1 pseudogene is annotated in these 14,105 nt (G+C 73.0%); it reads left to right on the top strand.

Annotation, left to right across the window (positions count from 1 at the left end):
• Positions 1-14,105, top strand: a pseudogene (locus ACFQBR_RS33205) (hypothetical protein); the annotation flags it as partial.

The following is a 14,105-nucleotide window of genomic DNA, read 5'->3' on the forward strand; positions in this document are numbered from 1 at the left end:
GGGCAGCCTGGCCGACGGACGCGGCTGGGAGGCCTCGGGCTACTCCGCCACCGCCGGCGCCACCCAGGCCGGCATCCAACAAGGCGCCACCGACGGCATCCTGCACGGCCTCGACCTGTTCAGCGACAAAGACAGACCCGACCTGTCCGAGCCTGCACCGTCCCAGACCGAGAGCAACGCCGCCGACACCCGCAACGGCAACCCCACCGGCCCCCAGGCCCCCGGCCCGTGGACGGGCGGCGGCGAGGACCCCGGTCGGGGCGGCGACCACGCCCCCGGCCCCGACCGCGACCGCGGCGGCCAGGGGTCCCCGGAGCAGGACGGCCGCGGCGAGGGCCCCCTCCTGGCCCCGCCGGTCGACGACTCCTCCCGGTACGACCGCGACGACCTGTCCGACATCGACGACGTCCCCGACCTGGTCAGCGACACCGACTCCGACAGCGACTCCGAGTTCGGTGGCTCCGACCTCGGCGACCCCGACGACCGCGACCAGCCCAACGACGACACCGTCCGCGTCCACCAGGACGAGGACGTGCGCACCCCCTACCCCGACCCCCTCAAGAACCCCGAGGACACCAAGGACCCCTACGCCACCACCGAGACCAAACACCCCGGCCTGGGCAACGACCTCTTCCACCCCGGCATGAACAACGACGGCCCCCTGACCGTCAACTTCCTCAACGCCATCGTCCCCGACAACCCCATGGCAGCCCAGCCCCCCGCAGCCGAACAGACCACACCGGAACCGCAGGCGCAGAACCCCGGTACCGAACACGGGGACCGCACCACGCCCCAGGAGCGGAGCGGCCAGGAACAGCACACCCCTGCGCCGGTCGTGGCTGCGCCGATCAACCAGGCGGCCCCGACGCCCGCGGGCCAACAGCCCCCCGCCCCCGGTCCGCAGAACCCTGCTTCCGACACCGGCCAGCGCTCCGCGCCCACCGACCGCAACAGCGGTGAACGCTCGCCCCAACGCACCGGTGGCGACACCCGCACCACGGACCCGTCCGCACAACGCTCGACCCGCGACGGCGACGTTGTGCGCACCTCGACCGAAAGCGCACCGCCCGCTCCGGAGTCCGCGACCACCGGCAACACCACCGACCTGGACAAACCGAACAGCCCGACGGACTCACAGCGAACGAACCCCGACAACGCACCCGCCCCCGAACAGCAGACCTCATCGAGCGACACCCCACAGTCCCCGCCTCCCGCTGCCGAAGACAGCAACAGCGACGGCCAACACGACACCGAGGACACCGGACACAACCCCTCCGAACGCGACGGCGAACAGTCCGACGAGCGCGATGAGGGTTCCTCCGGGAACGACGACCGATCCCAGGACCGCGACAAAGACCAGCCCGGTGACGACGGGAACCGCTCCGGAGGCGGAGAGGGCCGAGGCGACGGGGATCGGTCAGGGGACGAGAACAACGACCGATCCGGCCTCGAGGACAGCGAGGACGGCAAACGCACGGACGACGACACCGAATCCGCGCACGAGGGGGACTCCACCACCGAAGGGGACGGCCAAGAGCGGAGCGGCGAAGGAACCTCTGAGGTCACCCCTGACTCGAACAGGCCCGACACCCAGCGCGACCCGGACCGTCCCGCGGATAACGGTGAGACCTTCGGTCTCTCTCCGTCCGGATCTCCGGTTCCTCAAGAGGGCAGTGGTTCTGGTGGGCGGGATGTGCAGCAGGTGGGGGCGGGGCGGTCGGTGCGGTTCGCCCCGCCCGATGACGCTGATGACGCCTCCGTGAGCTCGCCTGCCGTGTCGTCCACCGGTCCTGGTGGGGATCGGTCGGTGACCGGTGCCGCGCGGACTCCGGATCCGGATGTCGCTGGTGCTCCGGTGTCCGGGACGCCGGTCAACCATCGGTCGGGGGAACCGGCGCCGGTGCGGAACGACCTGCCGGGCTCTGACCGGTGGGGTCAGGAGTCGCAGCCGCAGGTGCGCAAGGTCTCGAGCCTTTTCGCGCAGAACCTGAAGCTGCCGGAGGGTGCGCCGCCGTTGACGGTGGAGGTGAACACCAACCATGGTCCGATGCGTGCTGAGGTGCGGATCGACAATCTCTTCTTCGAGTCCACGACGAGGAAGATCGATGGTGCGGGTGAGGGGGATCCGTCCTCGGTTCGTGATGTGAAGCTGCGGATCCGTGCTCTTCTTCAACAGGGTGTGGACATGCGGGCTCAGGTCTATGCGTCGATGGCGTTGAAGCGGCATGTCGAGGCGGTGTTCAACGACAAGTTCGTGTTGCCGCGCGGTGGACAGCAGCTGAAGGTGAGCTTCGATCTGGTGAGCCCCAGTTCTGAGGGGGCGCACGCCACGCTGGTCTGGTCTCCGGTGCCGCCTGCGGCTGATGGTGTGCCGCCGGATCTGGGGGCGGATGGTGACGGCCGGGGCGTTGGTGAGGTACTGCGTCGGTTGGGGATGCTGGACGGGGATCCGGCGCGGGGTGAGGACCGCCCGTATGTGGCGCGGCGGACGCTGGAGCGGATCGAGACGATGGTGGAGCCGCGTCCGGCACGCCGCTGGTCCGACCCTCAGAGTGCTGAACCCGCGCGGGTGCACACCGGCCTGGCGGACCCGTCTGCGTGGGAGGCCGCGCGGGCGGCGGCGCCGGTCCACCAGGTGGGCGAATCCGTGGACGCCGACTTCGCCGAACCCATGGCCGACTCCCGCGCGGCCCGGCCGCTGGACCTCGGCCCCGACGGTGACCCGGTGGGCCTCGACGATGACGGCAACCCCGTCGACCTCGACGCCAACGGGGACCCGGTCGACCCGGCGACGGTGCTGGAAAACCCCGACGCCCGGCCCGGCGACCCGGAGCGGTTCGTCAAGGCGGAGATGGACCCCCTGTGGGCCACCCGCAGGTTCGAGTGGGCGCGAATCCCGATTCCGGAGGAACACCGCACGGAGGGGGGCCCGACCCATGTCCTGGAGCTCACCTTCCGCCCTCGGATCCGCCGCGACGAGGACACTCTGACGCCAGAGCGGTACGAGGCGTACGTGCGCGCGTACGAGGCCAAGCTGGACGCCATGTGGAACCGGCAATTCCGGGTCCGCGGGGACGGGACCGTGGTGGGTGCGGACGGCACCCGGATGCACAAACTCGGTGCCGACCTGTTCAACACCCTCTTCGGGAAGGAGAGCGTCCCGGACCCGGACGACATGAAGGTGGCCGATTCCGCATCGGGTGCCGAGCCGCCCCCGCCCGGGAGCGGGGACCAGCTGCACGTCCGCCTCCTCTTGGCAGACGACTCCACCCCCGCTGCCCAGGTCCATCATGAGATCGACCTGCACGCCCGGCCGGGGGACAGAATCATGGGCACCCATAGCTGGAACGAGACGTTCCCGGTGGAATCGGGTGTCCATGAGACCGCGCACCTGCTGGGGCTGCTCGATGAGTACTTCCAGCCGGGAACGGTTTTCCGGGGGAGCAGGGACGCCGATGCGGTGCGTCCCAGCGACGATGACCACGGCTACGGCCTCATGGGCAACGCATGGACGAAGCGCGGTGCCGACGGGCGGTTGTACGCACGCCGCGACCCCGTTGTCCTGAGCGGGTACCTCGACACGATCGCCTCGGTCGTGGAGCACGGCACGTCCGACTACACGCCGCCGCCACGGGCCGCCGAACTGTCCGACGAGGTGCAGTCGGACATCATCCAGATCCTCGCGCCCGCTCTGGACGCGTCCGACCCGCGGCGGGCCGCCGTCTTCGACCGGTTCGCCCTGGCCACGGACCAACTGATCCGGGGGTGGGACGGTGAGCGGATCTCGGACCAGCTCATCTCTCCCGAGGACGCCGCGGCGCGGGACGCCGACTCCGGCGCTGACACCCGCGCGGCCCGAGCCCGTGCCGCCTTCGACGCCCAGGTCGACCGCTGGCGGGCCGACGGTCGGCTGGCGCGGGCGCTGGATCTCGTCGACCGGAGCGGGGTGCGCGTGCCCGCCTCCGCCATGACCGATGCGCTGCCCGACCACGTTCGGGGCGAGCTCCAGGACGTGCTGGCCAAGTCCGATGAGCCGGCCTACGTCGACACGCTGGCCGTCTTCGCCGCTGGGCGCGACCACGCCGCGGGCCGCGGGTCGATCGACGACATTCCCGCCGTTCAGGGACGTCCTCCCATCACCGCCGGGGACGTGCGAACGCAGATCGACCAGTGGCGTTCCAACGGCGAGCTGGTCGAAGCGCTCGGCGTGCTCGCCGACAACGGCCTGGAGGTGACGGGCGGCGAGTGGATCGGAGCCCTGCCCGACAAAGCGCTGCGAGATGTCGCCCACCACTTGCTCTCCGGGCTGCAACCGGTCTCCGCAGACCCGGGCCTGGATCGGGCGGGGCTGGAGCGTGTGGCCCTGGATGTGTTCGGTGTCGGGTTCGACCAGATGGTGCACCGCTCACCGGCGCGGGACCTCACCGTCACCGTTCCGGACGGCCGACAGGTCCCGGTGTCCGCGACGGAGGTGTACAACCAGCTCAAGGCGTGGCGGAAGCAGGGGGCGCTGGCCGATGTGCTGCGCGTTCTGCGTGGCTCCGACGTCCCCGTTCCCGACGATGTCCTCGCCCGGGCTTCTGGTAGGCGGGTGGTTCCGGTGGGGGCGGGGCGGTCGGTGCGGTTCGCCCCGCCCGATGACGCTGATGACGCCTCCGTGAGCTCGCCTGCTGTGTCGTCCGCGGGTCCTGGTGGGGATCGGTCGGTGACCGGTGCCGCGCGGACTCCGGATCCGGATGTCGCTGGTGCTCCGGTGTCCGGGACGCCGGTCAACCATCGGTCGGGGGAACCGGCGCCGGTGCGGAACGACCTGCCGGGCTCTGACCGGTCGGGGCAGGAGTCGCAGCCGCCTCCTCCGCCCGGAAAGGGCCGGGGCGGCCACGACATCGTGGCCTTCCCCATGACCGAGAGCACAGGCCGGCCGGGGAACCCCTCTCCGCAGGCCGCGGCGGACAGGATGGCAGAGGCCATCCGCCTCGGAGAGCTGGCCTCGGCCAGTCTCAAGGACGCGATCAGCGGCTACCAGCGCGCCCAGGACCTGGTCGCCCAGACCCGCGAGGCCGAGAGCCAGGGCCGCCCCGACGCCGCCGACCTGCGCACCCAGGCCTTCCAGGCCCAGCGCCAGGCCAACGACGCCTACCGCGCCTACGACCACCTCGCCCAGATGCAGGCCGACCTGCTGCGCCCCGACGGCCCGACCACCGTCATGGCCGTCCCGGAGACCACCGGCGGCCCGAGCCGCGACCCCGGACCCGTCCCCCTCGGCGGAACCAGCAGGGACGTCCCCCTCGGCACCCTCAACACCGACTCCCCCCTCACACGCGACGACGGCCCGCCCGACGACCGCGGTACCACCGGGACCGAGAACGACAGGGACCCGAACCGGAGCACCCAGGAAGGCCCGCCTCCGCCCCTCACCTACGGCGGCGACTTCGTTCCGGACCGCAGCGGCCAGAGCTACGACCTGGGCTATCTGACCACGTCCACCCTCCTCGGACCGCACATGCTCTTCACCGAGCACCTGCCCGGGTTCGTCCACGACGTCCTGACCGGTACCCCGGGCATGCCCGCCCCCGCACGGCAGGGGATCGTGAACGGTGTGGTCGACATCCTCACCAGGGAGGGGCCCCGCCCCTTCCTGCGCGAGGGCGGGCACACCGTCAGCACCACCCACGACGGGCAGACGTGGAGCGCCGACATCGACCTGCGCCCCGAGGACGGCGAGTTCTACCACGTCGGCACCGAGAACCTGAGCGGTGGCGGGGACTCCAGGTTCCTGAGGCTCCACGACGCCGGCCCCGGGGTGGACTCCAGCGACGGCGGGTCACGCGGCGCGGGCAAGACCGTCGGCACCAAGTTCACGATGAGCCCCCTGTACGTAGCGAGCGCAGGCGGCAACGACATCGGGCCGATCGCGGCCATCGGCGGGCGCGGCGGCATGAAGGTCCGGGGCACCTCCGGGTCGGCCTCGACCAGCGCCAACGCCGCCAGCGGGATCGAACTGCTCGGCGCCCCGAACCTCTACGTCGGCGACCTGCACATGAAGGCCTCCGTCACCGGCCCCGGCCTCACCGCCCCGCGCGTCCAGGAGGGGACCGCGTACAACGGGCTGACCATGAACCTGCCCGGGGAGGTGGTCCCCTCCGACGCACCCCGGCACATCGTGCCCGACAACGGACCGGCGGACGCGAACGGGAACCGTCCACCGGTGAACCGGCCGCTCATCGGCACCGGCCACCCGCTGGAGATCACCCGCTTCTCCCCGGTTCCCCCGGCATCCGGTGACGGAACCGACGGGGACACCGCGGGCACCAGCGGCGGGACCGACCGCGGCGGCGACGGCGACCGCGACGACAGCACCACGACGGACGGCGGCGGCCGTCCGGGGAAGGGCACCCTCGGCACCTGGCTCGCCGACCACTTCCTGGGGACCCCTCCCCAGGGCGGACGGGGCGGCGGCCGCGCCCCCTCCCGACAGGAACGGCGTGACAACCAGTACCGCGAGGCCATCGAGTCCACCTTCGACAACGACCGGGTGCAGCAGTACCTGCCGCAGATGGTCAACAGTTCCGCGCACATCCGGATCGAGATCCCCGGCAGCCGTCCGCGCATCATGCAGATGTGGTCGGTCTCGACCGAGTACAACCGCAAGGACTTCGCCCCCGGCCTGGCCGACTTCGTGCACAGCAACACCGCGGTCAAGAGCGACTCCTCCGGCGTGAAGCACTCCACCGTGGCCTCCGGCTCGATCGGCGGCGGCTTCGGCATCTGGATCGACCTGCCCAACGGCAGGAGCATCCGGCTCGACGTGCCCTTCGTGGAGTACTCGGCCACGTTCGAGAAGAGCACCGGGACCACCCTGAGCACCTCGGGGACCAGCAGCCACGTCGTGCACGCCCCCGCCGGCCACGCGGCCTACGACGTCAAGCGCGACTTCTACGTCCACATCCAGGGCGAGTCGCAGCCGCACCGCTTCGAGGCCGACACCGTCGAGATGCTCACGGTCGAGGACGCCCGCCTGCTCAACGGCGAACCGTCCAAGGCCCCGACCTCGACCGACGGACCGGCCGCGCCGCCCCGGCCCCCGTTCCCGAACCTCGCGGTGGACCACCCCACGGACCTGAGCGGGGCCACCGTACGCGGGTTCGGCCACGCTCCCCCGGCCCCTCCGGCGGACGACACCGCGACGACGGGAACAACAGGCAACACCGACGCCACGAACACGACGGACACCACCGGGAACGACGACGCCGACGGTGACACGCAGGCGCCCCCCTCACCGCAGCGCCCGTTCTACGACGACCTGGCGTACAACGTGCTCAAGGGCATCGCCGAGAAGCACCCCGGCATGGTCATCCCGGACCTGGCGCGGACCGACAAGGACTACGCCGTCCGTCCCAGCCGCATGGACCCGGAAGGACCGCTCCGCAGCTTCCGCGAGCGCTGGGGCCTGCGCCGCAACGTGGACGTGGCCCGGGACAACACGCTCAAGGTCATCAAGGCGCTCTCCGAGTCCGGCCTCAAGAGCGGCGCGTCCGACCTGCCCGGCAACGGCATCCCGGTGCGTCTCAAGGAATCCGCCGTGATCGACCCGACGATGCTCCGGCGGGACAAGGGGTCCCGTCCCGACGCCGTGACCGTGCGCGTCTACGGCGACTTCGACCGCCTGGTGCACCAGTTCGACACGACCTCCAGCGGCGGCGCCCGGTTCGCGGGCTCGGCCGGCATCACGACCACGAAGGGGTCGAGCGTCAACCACTCGCTCGGCCTCAACGTGGGCGCGAGCGTGCGCACCGACGAAGGCGCCGACGCGCGCGGCGTCCCCAGGGTCCTGGGAAACCCCTCGGGTTCGCTGAACACCTCCCTGAGCACGGGCAAGGGCTCCAGCCAGGGTCTCTCCCACAGTTCCGAGGAGACGGTCCTGTTCAGCGGGGACTCCGACGTGTGGACGTCCCGCACCCGCTTCACCGCGCGGCTGTTCGAGCACGACGACATCGGCATGGCGCGCGACGACCGGCCCCAGCGCGAACACGGCATCCCGCTCCTGGGGAAGGGGATGGACGCCGAGACCGTCCTCCTCACGCCCAAGATGCCCCCGATGGCCACGGACTCCCCGGCCACCGTGTCCGACCCGGCGGGCACGACCCGCGACGGCGACACCGCCACCTCCTCCGACGGTCAGGAGACGCGGAACACCCCCGCGACCGCCGCGGACACCCGAGGTGAGGACTCCACACGGACGGACACCTCCGGGGACACGGAGCCCGACACGACCGGCGGCCGGCAGCCGCTCACGCCCGAGCAGGCACGGGACATGATCCGCCGGAACTTCGTCCCGCAGACCGCCCCCGGCGGTACGCCGGGCGGTGACCGGGGCGGCCGCTGGACCGTCATCCGGGACGGGGCCGTCCACACCTGGGGACGTCTGTTCGGCGAGAGCGCCCAGGTCGTCACCCCTCCCCCGAACACCACCGCGCCCCCCGCGGGCACCGTGACGACCACCGTCGCCGACGGCAACCGGGCGGTGGCCCTCTCCCCGCCGCCTTCCCCCGGCACCACCGCGGGAACCAACGACAACCAGGCCGTCGTCCTCTCCCCGCCGCCTCCCCCCGGCACCACCGCGGACACCACCTCCGGCACGACGCCGCAGACCGTTCCGGCGGGCGGCGACCGGAACGGGGACGGCGCCCCTGACAGCGGGCCCCAGCAGGGACCGCCGACCCTGAACCAGACCCGCGCCCAGGCGATCCGCGGCATCGGCGGCACCTTCGAGCGCGTCAACACCCACTTCGACACCGGCAGCCGGGGCATGCGCGGGCTGCTGGAGGAGACGTTCCGGACCTTCTCCGAGCCCCGCGGCGGCCTCTACGACGGATTCCGGCTCAAGCTCGACTCCTTCCTCTCCCAGTCGTCCGGAGGCGGCCGACAGTTCGAGAACCACCTGTCGGCGGAGGAACTCGCCACGAGCAAGAGCGCCACCACGCCGTCGGGCTCCCGTATCCGCCAGGAGATGAGCGGCGGTTTCCGGTCACCGCACGACGTCCGCGCCACCGTCGCCACCAAGGTCGAGATCGACACCGTCACCGACTTCCGCCCCGTCGACGCCCAGATGCGGTGGAACGGCGGCACCGAGGTGTCCGTGTCCACCAACTCCTCCCTGACCGGCAGCGTCGGCCTCAAGTTCGGGGGAAGCGGGGGCCGCAACCCGAACCCGCACCCCACCGACGACTCCCTGCCCACCGAGGCCGTCCGACCGATCCCGCTGGTCGGCCCCTCCATCGCCCGCACGTTCTTCTCGCGCGGCACGTCGAACACCCAGGCGACCGCGTTCACGTCGTCCGTGCTGTTCATCCCGAACATCACCAAGGCGTACGCCTTCCGCGCCTCCGGCCACCTCACCCAGGCGATCGAGTTCGCGAAGAACTGGAGCATCGGGCCTCCCCTGAGCTGGAACACCCGGTTCCACGGGTGGACCGTTCCCGTCAAGGACCTGCTCTCGGGCTACGTGCACTCCCGCGACGCGCAGCAGGCCGACCTGGTCATGGACAAGGCGACCCGCGACGGCGACAGGGTGGACCTGAGTCCGCAGCCCAACCCGAAGAAGCCCGACAACGCACAGGTGCGCCCCGGGTTCGAGGGCAGCGGCAGGCAGGTCCAGCCCGCCGACCCCGGGGCCGCCCTCCAGAACCTGGTGAACGACCTCGCCTCGAACGGGCTGGAGCTGACGGCCGGCGGCCGGGAGCTCCTTCTGCAGAAACTGACCACGCACCTGGGCCAGAACCCGGACTCCACCGTCCCTGTGCCGGTCAAGGTCCGCGCGCTGGGGCCGGAGCCCGGGCCGGACTCGGGGCCGCGACCCATGCGCTCGGCCTCCCCGGGCAGGGTCTACGTGAACCTGACCAGGGACCCGGAACGCACCGACGTCTCGTACGTCGGCCAGTCCGGCTACTACATCGAGTCGCACACGTGGAAGGCGACCGACGCGCACGCCCAGAACCGGGGGACCGGAACGACGGTGGGCGCGGACGGCGTGCTCCTGCAGCCCCTCCCCTACGCCCAGGACGACCAGGGGTCGGACGGGCAGCCGGACCACCGCCCGCTGTTCGCCTCCCCCGCCGGAGCGGTGTCCTCGTCCGCGCGCGACGGGAGTTCCACCGGGGAGTCCCAGGACGACGCCCACACCGTCGAACTGCACATGGACACCCCGTACGCGAAGGTCCGCGCGGACACGACCCTGACCCTCACCCTCGAACTCGGCGAGCCCAAGGGCGGGGAGAACGGCAACCCCCCGCGTACGACCTACACGGGCACCGCGGACAGCGGGCGTGTCGAGACGATGTACCCGTTCGCGTACATGACCTTCGACCCCCCGGAGGCGCCCGCCACGACCACCGCCGCGGAGGGGGACACGCGGGGAACCGGCGCCGACACGCTGTCGCCGCCGCCCGCCCCGACCGTCACCACGTCCACGGACGGCACCGGATCCACCGGAACGGCGCCGGCCGGCCGGGACGCGCCCCCGGCCCCGGAGGGCGGCGACACCACCGGCGACCGGACGCGAACCGACACGCCCGGGAACGACCGGACCGCCGACGGCGACACCGCGCAGCGGTCCCCGGCCCCGATCTACGCGTCGGTGGCCGACGCTTTGCGTGCGTGGACCGGTGACGCGGGCCCCCGGCCGGGCACCGACACCGCCATCACCAAGCCCGCCATGGTGCAGGACGGCGGGCAGGCGCTGCGCGACAAGGCCAACGTCGTCATCGCGCAGACCCTCGGCTGGAAGCCGCCCCCCGGCACCCCCGAGGGCGGGCAGCCCACCCGCGACACGGCGAACGCGGCGCGTGCCTACCTCGCGGACGCCTACGGCCAGGACCCGGTGTACAACGAGATCGACCACAGCCTCAGCGAGAGCGCCGTCAAGGCGGTGTACCCGTCGGCCTCGCACAACGCCGAGGGGGTGGAGTTCACGGACATCGGCCGCACCGAGTGGGGCGCCAAGGTCGTGCCGAGCAGCCGCGGGGCGAAGATCCTGGACGCGCTGCCGGGCAGCCAGCTCAGCGACTCCCGCGTCCACCCCCGGTCGAACAGCGCCGGCGACTCCCACGGCGGGGGCCGGGGCCGGGGCGGGGAGTTCCGCCCCGCCGGGCTGAGCACCGCGGCGGAGGGCATCCCCTACGACGGGCACGAGGGCACCTACACCGGCGCGCCGGGTGTGAACACCAGCTCGTCCCACGGGGCGGAATCGGGCTCCAACCAGGCGGTCAAGGGCTACCAGGAGTCCGACAAGCTCCGCCAGGGGCCCGTCTACCTCATCGAGTACGACGCCACCTGGGCGTTCGGCGCGGGCAGCAAGCTCAAGGCGCCCGCCGCCTTCCACCCGAACGACCCGAGCCTTCCGTCGACCCCGCTCCACAAACGGCCCACCCGCTGGGGCGTGGACGACGTCACGGTGAGGATGGCCGGCTGGTACTCGGAGTCCGACGCGATCGCGATGGGCTTCCTCACGCCGGACCAGGCGAAGGACATGGCCCCCGTCATGGACCGGCTCAACCGGGCGCGGGAGGAGTTCAGCGAGGCGGAGGCCGCGTACGCCGACACCCGGGCCCCGCTGGAGGGCCTGGCCGAGGGGTACGCCGCCGCCCCGGGCGACCGGAGCGCCGAGGACGCCTACAACGCGCAGGAGGGCAAGTACAAGGAGGCGCTGTCCGATTTCAACGATCAGATCGACGCCCTGATCGAGACCGTGAACAACACGCGCACCACCCTGGAGGAGGCCGGGCAGGGGACGGGCTCCGGGACCGCTCCCCCCGTGCGCACGGTGGGCGGCGACGGAGGCGAGGGGACGACCCGCGCACCGGCCCCCGACGAGACGACCACCGGGGACACCGGGAACACGACAACCACGACCACCGGGGACACCGGTGCCGCCACCACGACCACCGGGGAACCCCGGCCGACCGTCACGGTGACCCCGCCGGCCCCGGAGCCCACGGGCCCGGGCGAGGGCCTGGCCGACCGCTTCCTGTCGGAGCTGAACCTCCGTGCGCCGGAGTCGGACACCCCCGCGCCGGACTCCGACGGCTTCCGGAACCCCGAGGACGGCCGGGAGCAGAACACCGGCACCGTGGACGCGCGGGTCCAGCGCGCCTCCGACGCGGCGGACACCGCGGTCCAGGAGGCCCGTGACGCACGCGATGCCGCGAACGATCTCGCCACCACCCTGAACCGCGGCACGGCCGACCTCCGGAACGGCATCCGCCTCCTCACGGGCTCCGACGACGGAGCACCCGCCGCCGGGACCGGAGGACGCGCCCCCGCGCCCGCAGCCGACGGCACCTCCGCGCCGGGGGCGGTACGACAGGCACAGGCCGCACGGACGGCTGCGGACACCGCGCACGACAACGCCACCGCCGCCGACAACGACATCACCGCCACCCGGAACAACGCCACCGGAACGACGCCCGAGCCCCATCGCGGCGCCTTCTTCCAGCGGGTCGGGACGGCAACCTCCGAGGCGGAGAACGCGGACACCGCCGCGACCGAGGCCCATGACACCGCCGACGGGCACGAGGACACCGTCGCCGAGATCGGGACGGACCTCAACGCGACCCCGCCGCGGTACCAGGCGCTCAGCACCGCCGTGGACGGCCTGTCCGGGCAGGACCGGGCCGCCGGCGGGGACCGGGCCGCCCAGGACGCGCGCGACCAGGCCGACAGCCTGATCTCCGACCTGGAGGGGATCGCCGATCGCGCCGACACCGCGCGGGCGGAGGCGGAGAGCACCGCGACGGAGGCCGCCGCCGCGCAGACGGACGCCGACGCCGCGAAGGCGGCGGCCGACCGGATGGCCGCGGACGCCGAGACCCTGCGGACCTGGGCCGAGGGGGTCAGCACCGAGGCCTCGACCCACCGGGACAGCGCGGATCGGGCCGTCCGGGACGCGCGGAACGCCGGGGCGGCGGCGCAGGGGGCCGCCGACGCCGCCAGGGAGGCCCGTGCGGCGGCGGACGCGGCCAGGGCCAGGGCCGACGAGGTGCGGACGGACGCCGCGGACGCGGCCGGGGAAGCCGCCCGGGCCGAGGCCCACGCCCTCTCCGCACGCACCGCGGCGGACCTCGCGGCCCAGGCCGCCGCGAACGCCTCCCGCCCCTCCCCCGGGGGGCAGACGGCGCCGGGTACGACCGACCCGACCGGCGGCGAGGGATCGAGCAGCGCCGGCCCCCGGGCAACGACGAACCCGCCGAACACGACCGACGGCTCCCGGGGGACCGCGGACCCGCGGGCGAACGCGGCGCGCCAGGCCGCGGAGGACGCGCGGGCCAGGGCCCAGGAAGCCCGGCGGACCGCCCGCGAGGCGACCGCGCTGGCCCACCGGACCGCAGAGGACGCGAGGCAACTGGCCCAGCGGGCCGACCGCCTGCGCGCCCGGGCGGACGACGCCGGGCAGGCGGCCACCGACGCCGCCACGCGGGCCGAGGAGGCGCTGGAGACCGCCCAGGAGGTCAGGGACACCGCCGACGCGACCGTGAGGACCGCCGACCGTACCGCCGCCGACGCCCGTCGCGCGCACCAGGAAGCGCAGGAGGCCGCCCAGAAGGCGGAGGCCGCCTCCGAGCGCGCCGCCGAGGCCGCGGAGACCGCCCGAGAGGCCCGCGACGACGCCGAGAAGATCGCCGCCAGCGCCCGGAGGCGCATCACGAGCGTCCGTAACCTCCTGGAGAGGATCCCGGCGGCCGGAGGCCCGGTGCGGACCTCGTCCGAGGGCAGCGGCGGCGACCGCTCCGACGGCGGCGACCGGGGCAGCGGCGACAACCGCCGGTCGGGCAACAGGGACGGCTCCGGTACCGGCACCGGGGGCAGGGGCCGCGGAACGGACGGGGACGGCGGAAGCTCCTCGCGCGGAAAGGGCCGGGGCGGCCACGACATCATCGCCTTCCCCATGACCGAGGTCCCGAACCAACCGGGGAACCCCTCCCCGCAGGCCGCGTCGGACAGGATGGCCGAGGCCATCCGCCTCGGGAAACTGGCCTCGGCGAGCATCAGGGACGCCATCAGCGGCTACCAGCGCGCCCAGGACCTGGTCGCCCAGACCCGCGAGGCCG

The sequence above is a fragment of the Nocardiopsis tropica genome (assembly GCF_042660575.1).
Classification (GTDB): Bacteria; Actinomycetota; Actinomycetes; order Streptosporangiales; family Streptosporangiaceae; genus Nocardiopsis; species Nocardiopsis tropica.